Origin of the sequence: Marinitoga hydrogenitolerans DSM 16785 (assembly GCF_900129175.1) — a bacterium.
Taxonomy (GTDB): domain Bacteria; phylum Thermotogota; class Thermotogae; order Petrotogales; family Petrotogaceae; genus Marinitoga; species Marinitoga hydrogenitolerans.
Window position 1 is genome coordinate 37,823 of record NZ_FQUI01000002.1, and the last position, 19,514, is coordinate 57,336.

Consider the following 19,514-nt stretch of genomic DNA (forward strand, 5'->3'; position numbering starts at 1 on the left):
TATGGATAAAAAACTTAAAATTGGTGTAATTGGAGCAGGAAGGATTGGTAAAATTCATGCAAGGAATATTGCCAAATTAAATAATGTTGAATTAATAAGTATTGCTGATATTAATGTTGAAGCAGCCAAAGATTTAGCAATAAAAGTTGGTGCAAAAAAATATTTTTCTGATTTCCTAAAAGTGATAAACGATGATGAAATTGATGCTGTTGTTATTTGCTCGCCAACTAATACTCATGCAAAGCTAATAATAGAAAGTGCAAAAGCTGGAAAAGATATATTTTGCGAAAAACCTATAGACTTTGATATAGAAGTTATCAAAAAAGCTTTGGAAGTTGTTAAAGAATGTGGAGTGAAATTACAATTGGGCTTTAATAGAAGATTTGATCATAATTTTAAAAAAATCAAAGAATTAATACAAAATGATGAGTTAGGAAAACCTCATATTATAAAAATTACATCTAGAGATCCAAAAGCACCCCCTCCTGAATATGTAAAAACTTCTGGAGGAATTTTCATGGATATGACCATACATGATTTTGATATGGCAAGATATCTTGCTAATTCGGAAGTAGAAGAGGTTTTTGCTGTGGGTAATGTTTTAATAAATCCAGAATTTGAAGAATTACATGATTTTGATACTGCTGTTATAACATTAAAATTTAAAAACAATGCCGTATGTCTAATAGATAATAGTAGAGAAACTTCATATGGTTATGATCAGAGAATTGAATATTTTGGAATTAAAGGATGTGCTATTGCTCAAAATGATAAACCTACCAATACTATAATATTAAACGAAAAAGGGGTTTTATCTGATAAACCTTTATACTTTTTTTTAGAAAGATATATGAAATCATTTGAAGAAGAAATAAAAGAGTTTGTTAATTCTGTATTAAACGGTAAAAATGTTCCTGTTTCTGGAGAGGATGGTTTAAAAGCCACTTTAATCGCTAAAGCTGCTTTAATTTCCGCAAGAGAAAACCGCCCTGTAAAAATGGAAGAACTTTTATAAGAAGAAATTTTATAAAAAGATGGCGAGAAAATTTCTCGCCATCTTTTTGTTAATCAGAATCTAAAGGGAGGATTACTTAAATATAAGATGACATGCTTTTATTTATATTGAAAAATAAATCTACTTCAAAAAATTAAGAATTTATTCATCAACTTCCTTCAATAATTTAAGAAGTGATGGATAATGTGTGGTGATTCCATCCACATTCATACGAATCATTTTTTTCATATCTTCTTTTCTATCTACAGTCCAAACTTGAACAAATAATCCATTTAAATGTGCATTATAAACAAGGTTTTCATTACATAATTTATAATTTATATTAATTCCAATTGCTCCAGTTTTAATTGCAATCTTTATTAATGTTTTATTAAAAATACTAATATCTTCTTTGGTTAAATATTCAAATTCTTGAGAATTCAAAAAAATAGCATAATTATCATCCAATTCTCTTAACTTCATAACCCACGATGAACTACAACCACTAAAAATTATTTTTTCTGTGTAATTTAATTTTTTTAATAAAGTAATTACTGGCTCTATAACATCCTCACTTTTTAAATCAAGGTTAAGATGTATCTTCATATTTATATCTTTTAAAACCTCTTCTAATGAAATAACTCCATTTTTTCTTAAAATGTTATTTATAACATTTGATGTTTTTTCAAAATGCCCAGAATTTTTATAAATAAATGGGTCATGTGATAAAACCAACACTTTATCTTTACTCATATCAATATCAACTTCAATAATATCTGCACTGGAATTAATTGCTGAATATATATGTTCAAAAGAATTATCTTCTGTATCATTACAACCAGAATGAGCTGTTATTAATGGCTTTAATGCTTTCATATATTCCTCCTAAAAAAGAAGATTTTCTCCTGTGTTTTTATCAAAAAGATGAAAATTAGTATCTGGAAATTTTAAATATATATCATCATCTATTTTTAATTCATACTTTTCATCACTGATTATTTTAAAAATATTGTTTCCTAATTTGATATTATATATAATTTCCCTTCCTAAAGGTTCAAGGATATATACCTTTGATTTAAAAGAATTTCCTTCTTCTTTCTTAAACCTTATTTTAATATCTTCTGGTCTCAATCCCATCAAAACATTTTTCTCACTTATTTTATTTATTTTTTCTTTTATTTCCTTATTAACTATTTTTATCTTAATATCATCTTCAATTTTAATATAAACATCCTCACCTAATTTTATAATTTCAACATCTATTATATTCATTGACGGAGTACCAACAAATCTTGCTACAAATATGTTTTTTGGTTGATTATATATTTTATCCGGAATATCAAATTGCATCAACTTACCTTTATTAAATACAGCAATTCTATCAGCCATTGTCATTGCTTCAATCTGATCATGAGTAACATAAACAGAAGTTATTCCTAAATCATGTTGCAACTTTTTGATTTCTGCACGCATATAAGCTCTTAATGCAGCATCTAAATTAGATAAAGGTTCATCAAATAATAAAATTTTAGGTTTTTTTACAAGAGCTCTAGCAATTGCAACTCTTTGCTGTTGTCCTCCTGAAATTTGATTAGGTTTTCTATCTAGTAATTTACCAATATCAAGATTTTTAGTTACATCTTTTACTTTCTTATCTATTTCATTTTTATCCATTTTTTTTGCTTGAAGTGGGAATGCAATGTTTTCATATAATGTCATATGAGGATATAATGCATAACTTTGAAAGACCATACCGATTTCTCTATCTTTCGGAGGAACTTCATTTACAACTTGATTGTCAAATAAAATTTCTCCTCCTGTTGGCTTATATATTCCTGCTAACATTAACAATGTTGTAGTTTTACCACATCCAGATGGCCCTAAAAACACTACGAATTCTCCATCATTTATTTTTAATGAAACATCATCTACAGCTTTAACATTTCCAAAATGCTTTTTTAAATTTTTTAATTCAATTGTTGCCATAAATATCACTCCTTAACCTTTAGTACCCGTTATATTAACTTCTAAAAGATATTTGTTTGTAAGTAAAAAGAATATTAATGTTGGTATTATGTAAAATAAAGAAATGGATGTTAATAAACCATAATCTACAAATCTGAAATCTCCAATTATTCCTTTTATATATCTTGACAAAGTCCAGGTTTGTTGGTTTAAAATAAATGTATTTATAAAAACAAACTCTGACCATCCAGAAAGAAATCCAAAAATCGCAGCAACTGCAATACCTGGTTTAACTAAAGGTAAAATTATTTTCCTAAAAACTTGTATTCTGCTATAACCATCAACCAAACCTGCCCATTCTATTTCCCATGGAAGTTGATCATAAAAACCTTTCATAATCCACGAGCCCCATGGTATTTCTAAAGCAGCCTTTAATAAAATGACTCCCCATAAAGTATTGATTAAATTTAGCGTATTCAATACATAATAAATAGCAACCAAAAGAGAAACTGCAGGAAATGAATGCAATACAAGAATACTTTTTAAAATAGGAACTCTACCCTTAAATTTAAACCTTGAAAGTGCATATCCAGCAAAACTCGATACAAAAACTTCAAATGCCATTACAAGAAAAGCTACAATAAAAGTATTAAAAGTTACAGACCAAATATTAGGGTATCCTTTAACAGATTCCCATAAAAACCTCCAATGCTCTAATGTGAATTCAGTAGGAATTATTCCATATTTCATTCCTTTCGAAAAAGAACTTAATATAAGCCATAAATAACTCAAAATTATTGGAAGACTAATAGTTATTAAAATAAAATAAACTATTATGCGTATTATTTTTTCTTTTTTCCTTTGAAAAAAAGTTATTTTATATTTTTTATCACTCATCATGAATCAACCTCTATTCTAGGATCTTCCATCATATTTTCAAATTTAAAGATTTTCAAATAAATTAATGAAGCCACAAATCCTAATACTACTAAAACTAAAGACAATGCCGCACCATAACCAAATCTAAAATTTTCAAATGCTGTATGATATGTATATAATGCCCATACTTCTGTGGAAAACACAGGACCTCCATCAGTTAATATTAGAATATATTCAAATGATGTTAAAAGTGACAATGTTTGATATGCTGTTGTAAAAAGAATTTGCCATTTTAAAATAGGTAAAATTACCTTTCTAACTGTAAAAAACCATCCTCCACCATCAACTTTTGCAGCATAAATATAATCGCGTGGTATTGATTTTATTGCTGAAGTAAATAAAATCATCCCAAAAGAAGCTCCAACAAACCCATTTGCAAATATAATAATTAACATTGGGTGAGCACTCAAAAAGTTTATTGGCTCTTTCCCAAAAGCTTCTGTCCTTATACCATTTATCATACCAAACTTTGTTGGGTCAAATATCCATAACCATAACAATGAATAAACTACAGAAGGGGTTAATCTCGGCAACATCCATAACAATCTAAAAACCAACCCTCCATTTTCATCAATAGAAGTTGTTAATAATGATAAAACTAATGCCAACCCTACATTAAAAAAGGTTAATGTTAAAAGCACATATGTAAATGTATTTTTTATAACTATTGGAACTAAAAAATCAGAAAACATATCTTTAAAGTTAGTGAATCCATGAAAATCCCAATTAAAAGAATAATCCATATCAGTGAAAGATAGAATAAAAGTTAATATTGCTGGTATAACAAAAAATACTATTACAAGTAATATACCAGGAAATAAAAAGAAAAAGAGCGATAACTTTGTACCTTTTTTATAATTTTTTTTAGAAATATTCATTATATCACGACCCCTTTACTTTAAATACTCTCTCTCCTAAAGAGAGAGAGTAATAAAATTACTTTTTAATAATAACATCATCTTTCAATCTTGATTTCAAAGTCATTTCAACAAATCTAATTGCTTGATCTGGTGTAAATCTTCCTGCTTCTAAAGCTGTAATTGCATCAAAAATAGCTTTATTATATTCATCAAATCTATCATTATTTGGTATAAATGATGTATATGGTAATAAAGCAGTTACTTTTTTCGTAAATTCATCTTTTGCATAGTATTGATTACTCATTTCTTCAAATCTTATAGCTAAATGTCCGCTATCTATAGCATGTTTAGCATTTAAATCTGCTGCTGAAGCTAATGTTATCAATAATGTTGCTAATTCTGGATATTTGGATCTTGAAGTAACCATGTATACAACTGGATGTGATAAAGTGTTTCCAGGTTTTCCTTTATAAGCACTTGGTGTTAATGAAAAAGCAAATTTTTCTTTTATATCTTCATTTGTATATCCAAACATTTTTTTCCATTCTGCAACATTCCATGTGCCTCCCATATGGAATAATACATTACCTTCAGGACCAGCAAAAGAACTATGAACCGAATTCCAAGGTGTTCCGATTAAAGTTTTTGGTGTAATTTTATATTTGTTTGATATATCATAGAAGAACTGGAATGCTTTTCTCATATTTACTTCATCAAAAACTAATTTATTAGTAGCTTGATCATATATTTGTGCTCCAAAAGATGTAAAAATTTGGAAATAATCTATACCTTTTGAAGGTCTATGCCATAATCCCCATTTTACAACACCCATTTCAATACCTTCTTGAGCAATTCTAACTAAATCGTATAATGTATATTCTCCTGTATTAAATTTATTCATCATATCATCTATTTGAGCATCTGTATAACCCATTTCTCGCAATTTATCTCTTCTAGCATATAGTGGTCTTGCTTCTGTATCTTGAGGAATTCCATAAATCTTACCTTTAAACTTTGTTGATTCCCATAAAGAAGGAATTATATCATACAATCCTAAATCCCAAAATTTTTGAACATAAGAGTCTATAGGTATTATATATTTTGCTGCTGCCCACATTCCAATATCATCATGCCCACTGGTTATAATATCTATTTGTTGCTTTCCAGATTGAAATGCTATCAATGCTCTTTGTTTGTATGATCCCCAATCAGTTGAATCAAAAGATACTTCTAAATCTATTCTTATATCAGAACCTGCCGTTTCAAGCATCTTATTTAATCTCTCTGCTGCTTTTTCTAAATTAACTTTTCTATTAATCGACGGATCATCTGGTCCTACTGTCCATGCTACCATTTTTATGGTTTTAACACTAAACATCATGGTACTAACAATCATCAAAACTACCAATAAAACACTAAGTTTTTTCATACCAATCCCTCCTGAAATGATTTATTTTCTAACCTCTATAAGGCCCTTTATATTGCATTTTTTTTGTTGTAATTTCAGCAGCAAATTTTAATGCGTTATTATAATTCATCTTTTCTCTTGCTACCAAATAAGCAGCTACACATGTATCTCCTCTTCCAGTTCTTCCTTCCATTTTATAATTACCAAAAAAAGCTTCATAAATTGAATTGTTAACCATTAAAAAAATTCCTTTATTATGTGTTAAAATTATTTCTTTAACTCCATAATCCTTTATCATATTTAAAGCTCTTTTAGGATCTTTTTCTTTTGTTAATATGTAGGCTTCTTTTATATCTACCTTAAAAATATCAACTAGAGGTAAATACTTATTTTTTAAACTCCAATCAGAATAATTCATTTTACCGTCTTCATTAACATTTCTTAAAAAACCTTGGGCATCAAGACCTAAAACTTCCGTCTTCTTCCTAATCACTGGAATTAAATCTTCAGAAAATTCACCATGCCATAATGGGGAAATATGTATAATTTTATTATTTAGATTTTCAAAATCTTTTATAGTAAAAGAATCTGCTTTTGATAACATTCGACTTACTCTATGATCTGGATCTCCTGATGGATAAATATTTTCTATGGAAGTTGATTTTTTTGAATATATCCACTTAACTTTCACTTGATTTTTTTCTAAATCAGAGAATAACTGTTTATCTTTTTCAGAAACCTTAGTTATCACATTTACTTCATCATTTAACGTGGCTGCTGCAATAGACCCAAAAAATACCCCACCCCCTGGAATTTTTGTCTTATTTATTATTTTTGAATTCTCCATAACAATATTAATATCTTTAGATACATGACCAATAAATGTAATTGACATATAAAAACCTCCTAAACAAATTAAACGCAATCAATATGTATTTTACTTTTCTCAAAAAAATTAGAAAATTTAATAGGGATTTTTTTATCGGTTATAATTCCTGTAATTTCAAAAAAGCTAGAAAAAGAAACGAATGATTTTTTGAAAAATTTTGATGAATCAGTTACAATAAACTTTTTTTCTGATGCTTGTATAATAGCCTTTTTTAGTTCAGCCTCTAGAAAATTAGCAACCATAAAACCCTTTTCGTAAGATATTCCTGTTGTCCCAAGAAAAGCTATGTCTAAATTCAAATCTTCAAGAAATTTTATTGACCATGGACCAACTATAGAAAAACTATTTTTCCTAATAGTGCCTCCTAATAATATTATTTCATAATGACTTTCAATTAATTTCTCCGCAATATAAATATTATTAGTGATTATCGTAACACCATTTATAGGTTTTTGTTTTAGTAAATCTGCAATATAATAATTTGTACTACTACTATCCAGAGCAATAGTATCATCTTCCTGTATATAAGAGTAAGCTTTTTTAGCAATTTCTTTTTTTTCAAAACTCATCTGTTTTATTTTACTTAAAAAATTCCATTCTACCTTTGCATGATCTGGTAAAATGGCTCCTCCATGAGTTCTAATCACTTTCCCTAATTCTTCTAAATATGATAAATCTTTTCTTATAGTTACAGCACTCACATTTAAAAATTTAGATAATTCATTTACGGATGCTTTCCCTTTGTTTTTTATAAAAGTCAATATTTTCTTTTGTCTTTCTTCAGCAAACATAAAATCATCCTTTCTCTAAATTACTGTACATATATTAACAATATTATTTTAATACTTTATTTATTTTTTTCAAAATCTCTTAATATATATTTATATTCACTTACGAATAGTTATGTTTAATTATTACTTTATTTTGTTTGTTTTCTAAATATCGTAATATTTGAAATTAAACGAAAATAAACGAAATTAATAAATAATTTTTTTTTCAAATTCATATTTGTATAATATTGAATTTGAAAATGGAAAATCGCTTACATTTATTAAATTTTTATTGTTTTCATATTGATTAAATACTTAATTTCAATTTATTATTATCTCTTATAAGAATTATGAACAATAATATTTATCTATTCTATTTTTAAAATTCTTTAAAAAATTATAAAAAAAGTAAATTTAATTGTATTATATATAATAATACATGATATTCTAACATTATCAAATATTTTAGCATTTTTTTATTAATAATTTTTATGTTATTATTTTAACTAAGGTAAGCGCTTACCATACTAATGAGGTGATAAAATGACAAGTATTGATGATGTTGCTAAATTAGCAGGCGTTTCAACAGCAACTGTTTCAAGAGTTATCAATAATAAAGGAAAATATTCAGAAAAAACAAAATTAAAAGTTTTAAAAGCTGTTGAAGAATTAAATTATAAACCTTCAACTCAAGCTCGTCATTTAGCTAAATTCAGAAAAGGCTTCAACATATGTGTTTTATATAGTGAAAGAATTAAAAAACACTTAATTTCAGAGAAAAATGAATTTATACAAAAAAGCTTTTATTCTATAGTCTTAAAAGGTATTGCAGACGGAGCTCAAGAAAATAAAGTAAAAATGGATACTCTGACTTTCAATGAATTTATTAAAAAAAATACTAAATATGATGGAATTCTTATTTTAGGTTCTGATAAAATACCTAATAACATTTTAGAATGTAATATCCCAATAGTTTTTATTGATAATTATATTGTTGGAAAAAAAACAAACTCTATAGTTTCAAATGGATTCGATGGAACATACTATACTATTGATAAAATGATCAAAAGAGGATATAAAAAAATTTTTCATATTCATGGTTCTTTGATGTTTTATGGATTCCGTCGAAGATTTGAAGGTTATGAATTAGCAATGAAAAATAATAATTTATTTCCAATAACTTATGAAATAAAAGAAGAGGAAGAATCAATAAATTATGTTATGAGCATGATAATGCCTAAAAAACCAGAAATAATTTTTGCTTCTAATGATTCGATAGCTATAATGATATTAAAATATTTAAAAAATAATAATATAAAAGTACCAGATGAAGTCCAATTAATAGGATTTGATGATGTTATAGATGCAACATTAGTTAATCCACCTCTTTCAACAATTAAAGTTTTCAAATATGAAATGGGAAATGTTGCTTTAGAAAGACTTATAGAACTTATCAATGGAAAAAATTTACATCCTTATGTAACTTCTTTATTCACTGAATTTATAGAAAGAAAAACTACAAAGGGGGTATAAAAATGAAAAAAGTATTTCTTATTTTATTTGTTTTATTGTTAACATTTTCATTTGCTAAAATAAAAATAGTATTTTGGACAGCTCCTAATCCTGATGTTGAAACATTTTGGAAACAAGTTGTTGCTGAATATGAACAATTATATCCAGATATTGATATTGAATGGACAACAATTCCAGCAGTTGGTAGTTCCGAAGAAGCTATTTTAAATGCAATTGCTGCAGGTGAAGCACCAGATATATGTACAAATATTTTTTCAGGATTTGCCGCACAATTAATAGAACTTGACCAGTTAGTTGATTTAAGTAAGTTACCTGGTTTTGATGGATTATTAAAGAAAAGAAACATGGAAAATATTATAAAAGGTTGGGAATTCAATGGAAAATCATATGTTTTTCCAATATACACTAATCCTATACTTGTATGGTGGAGAAAAGACATATTAGAAAAATATGGTTGGAAAATACCACCTAGAACATACTCAGACGTCTATGAATTTGCAAAACAATTCTCTATCCCTAATAAAAAATATGCGATGAAATTATATGCTGGAAAAAACTGGTGGGATAGATGGTTCGACTATATTAGTTATTATTATGCCGCTAGTGATGGAAAGCCCTATATTGATACGAAAAATAATAAAGCTATTTTTGATAATGATGCGGGTTTAGACGTAGCAAAATTCTTTGAAACAATGTTCAAAAATCGTTGGTCTGCTGTAGACTTAGGTAAAGATCCTTTCTTCACCGGTTCAGTTGCTGGTGGTCTAAAAGGCCCTTGGACATTATCATATGCTCAAATACACTATCCAGATATTATAAAAGATATAATTATCACTCCTCCATTAGTACCTGATAATTATCCAAAAGATAAATCTATTCATACATTTGCTGATACCAAAGGGTTAGTTATATTCAAAAGTTCAAAACATCAAAAGGAAGCCTGGGAATTTGTAAAATGGGTCTTTTCACATTCTGAATATGATAAACTATGGATAGAATTAACAAAACAACCCCCGGCAAGAGAAGATTTACTTACAAATGATTTATTTGCTAAGTTCTTTGAAAAAAATCCTTTAGTTGCAAAGTATGCTGAATATGTTGGTTATGCTGTTCCACCTGCATTAACTTCTAAAACTGTTGAAGTTCAAGACGAAATGGGAGTTAGTTTACTTGAACCTATTATATATGGAAAAACCAATGCAGAAAGAGCTATAAAAAATGCAGTAAAGAATATAAATAGGCTATTATGGTGATCATATGAGTATGAATTTAAGAAAAAAGGAAGCCCGAAAGGGTTTCCTTATCTCCTCTACGTATTTAATTTATTCTGCTATTTTTTGGATTTATCCGTTCTTTTGGTTGATAATATTGGCTTTTTCAAGATGGAGATATGTTGGATCTCCAAAATTTTCTGGCTTTAGAAATTTTTTAAGAGTATTATATGATCCAATTTTTTGGAAAGCTTTCTTTAATGTAATAAATTTCATGGCATATTATATTCCAATGGTACTATTTTTTTCGTTTTTATTTGCAATAGCATTGAATAAATTAAAATATGGAAAAACATTTGTAGCTTTATCCTTTTTAATTGCAAATATATCATCTGGTGTTGCTTATTCAATAGTTTTTTCAAAAATATTTTCAGAAAATGGACCTTTGAATCAATTTATATATAATTTATTTGGAATAACAATTCCATGGTTTACAAGCCCACAATTAGCAATGTTTTCAATTTCCTTGATGGTTGTTTGGAAATTTATAGGATATTATGGATTAATAATATATGCTGGTATAGTAAGTATCCCAAAAAGTATATATGAAGCCGCAGAATTAGATGGTGCTAATAAATATGTAAAATTTTTCAAAATAACATTACCATTATTAAATCCTTCTATAATTATGGTTTTAGTTTTTGCAATTTCTCTTTCTTTTGGAATTTTTACCGAACCTTATATGATTACAGGAGGAGGTCCAATGAGAAGCACTTTAATGCCTATGATGGTAATGTATATATCCGCTTTTCAAAAAATGGATCCAACGTATGCTGCTACTATGACTATTTTTATAGCTACAGCTAGTTTTAGTATAATATGGATTACTCGAAAAATATTTGAAAGAGAAGTGGAATTTGTATGAAAAAAATAAATTCTATTATATTTCATATAATAATGTTTGGTTTATCATTGCTGTGGTTATATCCTTACACATGGCTTTTTATGTCATCTTTTAAACCATCATCTGAAATATATACAAGATTTTGGCCCACCCATTTTACTTTAGAACATTTTAGATTTATACTAAAAAGTTCTGAACGAATGGACAGACCTTTTATTAAAGCTTTTTTTAATAGTTTATTTGTTTCTAGTTCTGTCACAATCTTAGTCGTATTAACATCAATCATAATTTCATATGCTTTAGCTAAAATTCAATTTAAAGGAAGAGAGAAAATTTTTAATTTTTTGATTTTTCAAATGGTTTTCCCAAGTTTTATGTTCACTATTCCTCTTTATATTTTAATGCGAAATCTTGGTATGATAAACACTTATTCAGCTTTAATTATACCTTTCTTAATGAGTGCATGGGGGATTTTTATGATTACTCAAAGTTATAGAAGTACCCCAAATGATTTTATAGAAGCTGCTAAAATGGATGGTGCTAGTGATTTATGGATAATTTTTAAAGTTATGGTTCCTCTAAATAAATCTGCTGTTTCATTTGTTTCATTATTTACATTTATAGGAACATGGGATAATTTTATGTGGCCATTAATTGTAATGAAAGATTATAACAAAATGCCATTATCTGTATTATTAGCTAGTTTTAATCATGAGTATGGCGCTCGAATTGGACCTATATTAGCAGGTTCAGTTATACAAACAATTCCTATGGTTATTTTATTTTTGATATTTAGAAAATATTTCTTACAAGGAATTTCAATAACATTAAAGTGAGGTGTTACTTTTTGAAATTAAAATTAAAAAGGCATCCTTTAAATCCTTTGTTTTCACCAAACCCACATCACCTATGGGAATCAAGATTTGTATTTAATCCTGCAGTAGTGTATGATGGAGAATTGTTTCATATGCTTTACAGAGCTCAAGGTGAAGATATGGTATCAAGAATAGGATATGCTGTTAGTACAGATGGCATTCATTTTAACAGACTGGAAAAACCTGTATTTGAACCTGATGATATTAGTGAAATGTATGGTGTTGAAGATCCAAGATTAACCCATATTAATGGAAAATATTATATGTGTTATACAGCATATTCCCCCACTAATATAAGTGTTGCTTTAGCATCAACAACAAATTTCTTTAATTGGGAAAGACATGGAATTGTTTTGCCAGAATCTCCTAATAAAGATGCAGCTATTTTACCAGAAAAAATTAATGGAAAATATGTTATGTTTCATAGATTAGAACCCGATATTTGGCTAGCATTTTCTGATGATCTAATTCATTGGGATAATTATGTAAGTATAGCAAAACCAAGAGAAGGCTACTGGGATAATTTAAAAATAGGCATTGCAGGCCCTCCATTAAAAACAGAATTTGGATGGTTATTACTTTATCATGGAGTTCAAAAAGCACCAAGACTTATATATAGATTGGGATTCATGTTATTAGATTTAAATGACCCAAGAAAGGTTTTAAAAAGAACAGAAAAACCTATATTAGAACCAGAAGAACCTTGGGAAAAATTTGGTGGTGTTCCTATGGTTGTCTTTTCCGATGCAATGGTGGAATATAAAGATCAATATTATATTTATTACGGAGCTGCGGACAATTATATTGCTTTAGCCACTATAACAAAAGAAGAAGTTTATAAATGGATTAAAGAATAGGATAGGGAAATTCCCTATCCTATTATATTTTTAGTATATCGTGCAATTACATCAACTTCATAATTAACAAGGTCGTTAATTTTTAAATATCGAAGATTGGTGTTTTTAAACGTATGTTCAATAACTTGAATATCAAAAGAGTTTAAATCTTTTTTAGCAATGGTTAAGCTAATTCCATTTAAAGTAATTGATGCTTTTTCTACAATAGCCCATTTTTCTTTTGGAATTTGAAATTTCATCCAATATGTGTTTGAAAATTTATATAATCTCAAAAATTTTATCATTCCATCAACATGTCCTAAAACAATATGTCCTCCAAGAAAATCTGATAATCGTAAAGCTCTTTCGATATTCACCATTTTATTGTTATAATATCTTAAATTAGTTTTACTTATTGTTTCTTCTCCGACAGAAAAAAACAACTTATTATTTTCTATTTTTTCTACAGTTAAACACACACCATTTATTGCAATACTTTCACCTATTTTTATATCTTTAAAGATATTTTCTATAATTATTTTTTTATTTTTAAAGTAAATTTTTTCAACTTTCTGAACTATTCCCGTAAACATGCTTCCAACTCCCAATATACATTATCATCTATACTTTTAACTTTTTTACATTTAAATTTAATAGATTCTCTAATACTATTTATTGTTATATTTCTAAATGGAGAAACTCCATTTACAATAATTTTAGGAGAATAAAACACATGCATTTTGTCTACTAGATTTAATTTTAAAAAAGATGATAAAACAGTTGCTCCACCTTCAACTAAAATACTATCTATATTTTTTTGATATAAAATTTTTATAATCTCTTTTATATTAATTTCATTAATTATTTCTGTGTTTTTTATAGAATCTTTTATAATTTTTTTTGTGAAAATAATATTTCTGCCTTTTTCATCAAATATATTTAATTTTTTATTTTCAAATACTCCTTTTTCATCAAGGATGATTCTTATAGGATTTCGACCATTTTTCAATCTACAAGTTAGTTTGGGGTTGTCTTTTATCAATGTATTCGAACCTACTAATATTGATGAATAATAATTTCTAAGTTTATGAACAAATTTTCTGGATTTTTCATTAGAAATCCATTTTGAATCATATTTTTTTGTGGCTATAAAGCCATCTAAGGTCATAGCAAATTTTAATGCTATATATGGCCTCTTTTTAGTTATATAAGTAATAAAAATTTCATTTAATTCTTTTATTTGCTTTTCTAATATTCCATATTGAACTTTTATTCCATTATTTCTTAATATTTTTATACCATTTCCGTTAACTAAAGGATTAGGGTCCAACATTCCTATATAAACTTCTTTAAATCCTTCTTTTACTAATCTATATGCACATGGCGGTGTTTTTCCAAAATGAGAACATGGTTCTAATGTTACATACATCGTAGCCCCTTTTATATCATTATTATTCTTTTTAGCATTATCTATTGCCATTATTTCCGCATGACGACCACCAAAAAATTCATGATAACCTTTGGAAATAATTTTACCGTCTTTTACAATCACAGCTCCCACTAATGGATTTGGATTAACTTTTCCTATTCCTTTTTTAGCTTCTTTTATAGCTAAATTCATAAAATATTCATGATTCATACAATCACTCTCTCAATATTTTATTTAAATTAGCCATTTCTAATGCTGCCATTGCAGCTTCAAACCCTTTGTTTCCTGCTTTAGCACCAGATCTGTCCATGCTTTGTTCCAAACTGTCACTTGTAACAATACCAAAAGTAATTGGAATTTCTGCTTCTAAATTTATTTGAGCTATTCCTTTTGAAACTTCATTTGCAACAACCTCAAAATGATATGTTTCCCCTCTTATTACAACACCTAATGCAATAACACCATCATACCCTTTTTTAATAATATTTTTTACAACAAAAGGAATTTCAAATGCTCCTGGTACTTTAAAAATTTCTATGTTTTTTTCACTAACATTATGCCTTTTTAAAGCATCTAATGCTCCTTCTAATAACTTTTCAGAAAAGAAAGAATTAAACCTTGAAACTACTATACCAAACCTTAAACTTTCTCCATCAAAAATACCTTCATAAACTTTCATTAAAAAAGCCTCCTATAATTTTATTTTGTGATTCATTTTAGTTTTTTTTATTTTTAAATAATAGTTATTTTCCTTTGTTATTTCTCCATTATGAAACTCTTCTCTTATTACATTTATCCCATATTTTTTCAATTGATAAACTTTATCGGGATTATTAGTCATTAAAATAATGTTTTTTATATCTAAAGATTTTAAAATTTGTGCTGCAATTGCATAATTTCTATTGTCAATAGGCATACCTATTTCTAAATTAGCTTCCACTGTGTCTAACCCTTTATCCTGTAATTCATAAGCTCTTATTTTATTTGTAATACCTATATCTCTTCCTTCTTGTCTTAAATAAATTATTAATCCATCACCTATATTATTTATTTTTTGCATAGCTAAATGTAATTGACTACCACAATCACATTTTTTTGAAGATAAAACATCTCCTGTCACACATTCAGAATGTATTCTTACATGTAAAGGTTCTTTCTTTAAATCTCCTTTATATATAGCAAAATGCTCTTTGTTATCAAAATTGTTTTCAAAGCCTATAATTTTAAAATTTCCATACTTTGTAGGTAGTTTTGCTTCTGCAACAGGCTTTACATATAATTGTTTTTTTATTGCTTCAACATAAATTTCTTCCACATTAATCAATGGTATATTATATTTAGATGAAATGGATTTTATATATTCATAATTATGTGAATCACCATTTTTATCTAATATCTCAATAAGAACAGAAAAAGGTTTATATCCCAAAAATTTCATTAATTCTACAGAAGTTTCAGTATGTCCTTTTCTATTATTAATACCAATACTACCCAATAATTGTATATGTCCTGGATATTTAAACTCTGATATATTTTTTCCCGTCGCTATTTTTTTAATTGTAATAGCTCTATCTTTTGTAGATATACCTGTATTTGTACTAATATAATCAACAGTAATGAAATAATTCGTTTTAAGCGTATCAAGATTATTAGTAGGAAGCTTAAAAAATCCTTGACTTAATAGATAATCTTCCTCTGATGCTAAACATAATAATCCTTTTCCTTTTTTAACAAAAAAATTTATTATTTCTTCATTTACCATTTCTGCTGGAAAAACAAAGTCTGCTTCGACCTCTTTTTTTTCATCCCAAATAATTATTGGTTTATTCAATTCAAAAGATTTGATAATATTTTTTATATTCATAATATCCCTCCTAATAATAAAATTGCCCTGGATTTCTCCAGGGCAATAATTCCAATAAAAGTATATGATGAATATAGCAAATAACAAAATCATAAAAAATATAAAAACTATTATCATATAGCCTTTAATTTCTCCTCCCATCCAGACTTTAACTGTCGGCTCCGGAATTACACCGGATCAACCTCAACTAAACAATTAAGGTTCGCGGGCTTTAACCGCCGGTCGGGAATTTCACCCTGCCCCGGAGAATATTCAATTTTATGCTATTATAACATACTATCAAAAAAAAAGCAACCTCATATGAGATTGCTTAATATATTCATATCTGATTTTACTTTATTGGTGTATTTTTAAATGCTTCTTCTAAGACTTTATTTAAATTTTCATAGAATTCTTTTCCCTGTTCTCCTAATTGTTCAATTAAATAAGATTGTTGTTGTAATAAGGAAAATGCAGTTTTAGGATTATACACTAAAACAGAATGATATTCAATCCTTCCCGCTTTCATTACATAATATTTAGCTACAACTTCAGCACCAGTTTGAATAGTTTTAGCAAAATTCGAACTAACATTTTTAAATACATTATTTGTTACAGATATTACCTTATCATTGTCTGTTCCAGTAGTTGTATTTTGTAATACTCCCTGAGCTCTTTGTTGAAAATTAGTCACAACAGAATTCAAATATCTTGATAATTGTTCTCGTGCATCTTGTTCTGCTTGATTATACATTACTGAACCCATACCAGGAGCTCCCTCAGCTATTCCATCAAAATACAACAAAAATCCTTCTTTTTTAAGCTGTTTTAACTCAGAACCTTTACCTGCTTTTTTAAACTCAATAACTGCTTCTTTAGGAATTTCTGCAATTTTCACACCATCAATATCAAGCGGTTTAAAAGGATACGTTAAAGTGTGATATAAAAAAATTCCTCCAAGTAATAAAGCTAATACTCCTAATCCTACTCCAGTCCATAATACAACATTATTATCCATATAATCCCCTCCTTCAAAATTTCATTGTCTAAATTATACATTTTATATTAAAATTATATCATAAATCACAAAAATTTCAATTAATAAATATTGATTTTTAAAATTTTTTCATATATAATAATTCGTAAAGCTAAATAATGAGAGGTGATTAAATGGATAAAAAATTAAAAAAATATTTTTTTGCAAATTCTATATTAGCATATTCTTTTATAACAATATTGATTTCTCCAATGTTTGCAAACAAATTAGGTTTAAGTATATATGATGCTGGTTTAATATTCTCCACAGTTTATGGGGTTCAAGCGATTTTAACTTTTTTGCTTGGGCATTATTTTGAAAAAAAATCTCCAAATTACGGTCTTGCTTTAGGAAGAACTCTTTTTGCTTTAGGTAATATTGTATTAGCTTATGCTTTTAATTCGTTCTTATATTTACTTGCACAAATATTAATTGGGAGTTTTGAAATTTTTTCCCCATTATTAAGCATGTATGAAAGAGCTATTATTCCCCCCAAGCAAAGAGAAAGATTTTATAAATATCTCTTAATTATTTCAGAAGGGATTAAAGTTATTTTATTTTTACCTTTATTATTTTTTATTAACTATAATAACACTTCATTAAGTTTTTACAGGAATGTTTTTATTTCCGTATTCATTTTAAATATATTTTATACATTTTTTATTTTGAAAATTTTACCTTTTGTAAAAAGCGGAAGCGATCTTCACAAAGAACATATTGAAATCCACAAACCTAATTTAAGAAAATATTTAACCGTTTTAATAAACCAAATAATATTTTTCGCAAATTTTGGTTTCGGCAGTTATTTAATAATCTCCTATTATATTAAAGAAACTTTAAATGGTGATTCAAAAATTATGATAATTTATGAAATAATTTTTTCTGTTACTATTTTAACTTCACTTGTATGGAGAAAATTTATAAAACTTGATAACAAAAATAGATTAATTTTAGGAACTTTTATAATGGCGTTTTTTTATTTTGCTCTTTTATTCAAAGGATGGATTACTTTTTATCTGTCACATGTTATTTTAGGTACGGGATTTGTTCTTTGGTTCTCTGCCAAAGAGCCTTTAAAACAAGAATATGCCCCCATTAATTTTGGAAGATGGGAAGGTTTGTTTAATGGTTTAAATCTTTTTTCAAAAATTTTCACACCTGCTTTGGCTGGATATATCGCCTATAAGTACTCATATAACACCGTTTTTATTATTTCATTTGTTGTTCTTTTAATAAATTCATTAATTACCTATATCGGATTAAATAAAACTTAATTGAATTACTCCGCCTTTTGCAATTATTGTAAAATAGAGTATAATATAAGCGGAGGTGATATTATGAATAAAATTTTAATCTTTTTTTTCATCTTTTTTCTATTTATATTTTCTTTTTCTGAAAAAATTACATTTGAAAATTTCGATACTTTTTATGAAAATAATAAAATCGCATGGGATTATGATATTTCATACGAAGGTTCAATATTATATTATCTTAATTTCAAAAATTTAGAAATTCCTCAAGATTTGGTTTTTATAACAGAATATAAAAGTGTTTTAATCTCTGGAACAAAAAAAGGATACACTTATAAGCTAAAAGTCACTGCTAAAAATATTGATAGAGAATTTTTAGGTAAAAGTGATGAGGCGACTTTAATAATTTATGATAATGATGAAGAACCTTTAAGAATTATCGGCACAAAAATAATTAAAAATGATGATGAAAAAATCATCCATTTCATTTTAAGAAATGTTTCTCAAAAAATTATTACAAGCTTTGAAATGAGATATTGGGGACTTGATATATTAGGAAATCCAATCAGAATAAATAGACGCTCTTTTTTAAAACATGAAGAAAAAAACATAGAAATTCTACCATTTGAATTTTATGATGTTTATATAACAATAGAAAACAAACCCGCTCTTAGATTTGCAAAGGGAGATATATGGGAAATAACATTTAACGATGAATCATTTTGGAAAAAAATAATAGAATGAAAAGCTGTTTTCCAAAAAATTATATATT

The 19,514-nt window shown here is 27.0% G+C and carries 20 protein-coding genes and 1 riboswitch; of the genes, 8 read left to right on the forward strand and 12 right to left on the reverse strand.

Annotated features, from left to right (window positions below; genetic code table 11):
* Position 1 precedes the first annotated feature (1 nt).
* Positions 2-1,015: an inositol 2-dehydrogenase gene (iolG, locus tag BUA62_RS00970; protein ID WP_072862497.1), complete on the forward strand. Its 1,014-nt coding sequence runs from the start codon at positions 2-4 to the stop codon at positions 1,013-1,015.
* A 141-nt stretch (positions 1,016-1,156) separates the two neighbouring features.
* Here the strand turns inward: iolG and BUA62_RS00975 are convergent, their stop codons facing one another.
* Genes BUA62_RS00975 through BUA62_RS01005 form a run of 7 tightly spaced genes read right to left on the reverse strand, consistent with a single transcriptional unit; the run spans position 1,157 to position 7,846 of the window.
* The gene (locus BUA62_RS00975; protein WP_072862499.1) at positions 1,157-1,870 is read right to left on the reverse strand and encodes a glycerophosphodiester phosphodiesterase; all 714 of its coding nucleotides are present in this window, start codon (positions 1,868-1,870) and stop codon (positions 1,157-1,159) included.
* Between the two features lie 9 nt (positions 1,871-1,879).
* Positions 1,880-2,980 carry an ABC transporter ATP-binding protein gene (locus tag BUA62_RS00980; protein ID WP_072862501.1) on the reverse strand — a complete coding sequence of 367 codons (1,101 nt, stop codon included), beginning with the start codon at positions 2,978-2,980 and terminating at the stop codon, positions 1,880-1,882.
* A 12-nt stretch (positions 2,981-2,992) separates the two neighbouring features.
* Positions 2,993-3,859 carry a carbohydrate ABC transporter permease gene (locus BUA62_RS00985; protein WP_072862503.1) on the reverse strand — a complete coding sequence of 289 codons (867 nt, stop codon included), beginning with the start codon at positions 3,857-3,859 and terminating at the stop codon, positions 2,993-2,995.
* The gene (locus BUA62_RS00990; RefSeq protein WP_072862505.1) at positions 3,856-4,776 is read right to left on the reverse strand and encodes a carbohydrate ABC transporter permease; all 921 of its coding nucleotides are present in this window, start codon (positions 4,774-4,776) and stop codon (positions 3,856-3,858) included. Before BUA62_RS00990 ends, BUA62_RS00985 begins: the two co-directional genes overlap by 4 nt.
* Positions 4,777-4,834: 58 nt before the next feature.
* Positions 4,835-6,187: an ABC transporter substrate-binding protein gene (locus BUA62_RS00995; RefSeq protein ID WP_072862507.1), complete on the reverse strand. Its 1,353-nt coding sequence runs from the start codon at positions 6,185-6,187 to the stop codon at positions 4,835-4,837.
* Positions 6,188-6,215: 28 nt separating this feature from the next.
* Positions 6,216-7,061 (reverse strand): PfkB family carbohydrate kinase, encoded by an 846-nt coding sequence (locus BUA62_RS01000; RefSeq protein ID WP_072862509.1) that lies wholly within the window; start codon positions 7,059-7,061, stop codon positions 6,216-6,218.
* A gap of 20 nt (positions 7,062-7,081) precedes the next feature.
* Positions 7,082-7,846, reverse strand: coding sequence for a DeoR/GlpR family DNA-binding transcription regulator (locus BUA62_RS01005; protein WP_072862512.1), 765 nt, complete (start codon positions 7,844-7,846; stop codon positions 7,082-7,084).
* Positions 7,847-8,368: 522 nt separating this feature from the next.
* Here BUA62_RS01005 and BUA62_RS01010 point away from each other — a divergent pair.
* The 5 genes from BUA62_RS01010 to BUA62_RS01030 are packed head-to-tail and all read left to right on the forward strand — an operon-like array spanning position 8,369 to position 13,205.
* Positions 8,369-9,358 (forward strand): LacI family DNA-binding transcriptional regulator, encoded by a 990-nt coding sequence (locus BUA62_RS01010; protein ID WP_072862514.1) that lies wholly within the window; start codon positions 8,369-8,371, stop codon positions 9,356-9,358.
* Between the two features lie 2 nt (positions 9,359-9,360).
* Positions 9,361-10,611 carry an ABC transporter substrate-binding protein gene (locus BUA62_RS01015; RefSeq protein ID WP_072862517.1) on the forward strand — a complete coding sequence of 417 codons (1,251 nt, stop codon included), beginning with the start codon at positions 9,361-9,363 and terminating at the stop codon, positions 10,609-10,611.
* Positions 10,612-10,621: 10 nt separating this feature from the next.
* The gene (locus BUA62_RS01020) at positions 10,622-11,494 is read left to right on the forward strand and encodes a carbohydrate ABC transporter permease (RefSeq protein ID WP_072862519.1); all 873 of its coding nucleotides are present in this window, start codon (positions 10,622-10,624) and stop codon (positions 11,492-11,494) included.
* Positions 11,491-12,309, forward strand: a complete 819-nt coding sequence (locus BUA62_RS01025; protein ID WP_072862521.1) for a carbohydrate ABC transporter permease — start codon at positions 11,491-11,493, stop codon at positions 12,307-12,309. The genes BUA62_RS01020 and BUA62_RS01025 overlap by 4 nt, the downstream gene beginning before the upstream one ends.
* An 11-nt stretch (positions 12,310-12,320) precedes the next feature.
* Complete coding sequence (locus BUA62_RS01030) at positions 12,321-13,205, forward strand: glycoside hydrolase family 130 protein (protein WP_072862523.1); 885 nt, start codon at positions 12,321-12,323, stop codon at positions 13,203-13,205.
* Between the two features lie 14 nt (positions 13,206-13,219).
* Here the strand turns inward: BUA62_RS01030 and BUA62_RS01035 are convergent, their stop codons facing one another.
* The 5 genes from BUA62_RS01035 to BUA62_RS01055 form a co-directional block, all read right to left on the reverse strand.
* Complete coding sequence (locus BUA62_RS01035) at positions 13,220-13,777, reverse strand: riboflavin synthase (protein WP_072862525.1); 558 nt, start codon at positions 13,775-13,777, stop codon at positions 13,220-13,222.
* A complete protein-coding gene (gene ribD, locus BUA62_RS01040) occupies positions 13,762-14,823 on the reverse strand; it encodes a bifunctional diaminohydroxyphosphoribosylaminopyrimidine deaminase/5-amino-6-(5-phosphoribosylamino)uracil reductase RibD (protein WP_072862528.1) in 1,062 nt (353 codons plus the stop codon). The genes BUA62_RS01035 and ribD overlap by 16 nt, the downstream gene beginning before the upstream one ends.
* Positions 14,824-14,827: 4 nt before the next feature.
* Positions 14,828-15,292 carry a 6,7-dimethyl-8-ribityllumazine synthase gene (gene ribH / locus BUA62_RS01045; protein ID WP_072862530.1) on the reverse strand — a complete coding sequence of 155 codons (465 nt, stop codon included), beginning with the start codon at positions 15,290-15,292 and terminating at the stop codon, positions 14,828-14,830.
* A gap of 12 nt (positions 15,293-15,304) precedes the next feature.
* Positions 15,305-16,477, reverse strand: a complete 1,173-nt coding sequence (locus BUA62_RS01050; protein WP_072862646.1) for a bifunctional 3,4-dihydroxy-2-butanone-4-phosphate synthase/GTP cyclohydrolase II — start codon at positions 16,475-16,477, stop codon at positions 15,305-15,307.
* 125 nt (positions 16,478-16,602) lie between these two features.
* Positions 16,603-16,730: riboswitch (FMN riboswitch) on the reverse strand.
* A 78-nt stretch (positions 16,731-16,808) separates the two neighbouring features.
* Positions 16,809-17,474, reverse strand: coding sequence for a hypothetical protein (locus BUA62_RS01055; protein ID WP_072862532.1), 666 nt, complete (start codon positions 17,472-17,474; stop codon positions 16,809-16,811).
* A 152-nt stretch (positions 17,475-17,626) separates the two neighbouring features.
* Here BUA62_RS01055 and BUA62_RS01060 point away from each other — a divergent pair, with 152 nt between their 5' ends.
* Positions 17,627-18,766 carry an MFS transporter gene (locus tag BUA62_RS01060; RefSeq protein ID WP_072862534.1) on the forward strand — a complete coding sequence of 380 codons (1,140 nt, stop codon included), beginning with the start codon at positions 17,627-17,629 and terminating at the stop codon, positions 18,764-18,766.
* A 63-nt stretch (positions 18,767-18,829) separates the two neighbouring features.
* Complete coding sequence (locus BUA62_RS01065) at positions 18,830-19,486, forward strand: hypothetical protein (protein ID WP_072862535.1); 657 nt, start codon at positions 18,830-18,832, stop codon at positions 19,484-19,486.
* The last annotated feature ends 28 nt before the right edge of the window (positions 19,487-19,514 follow it).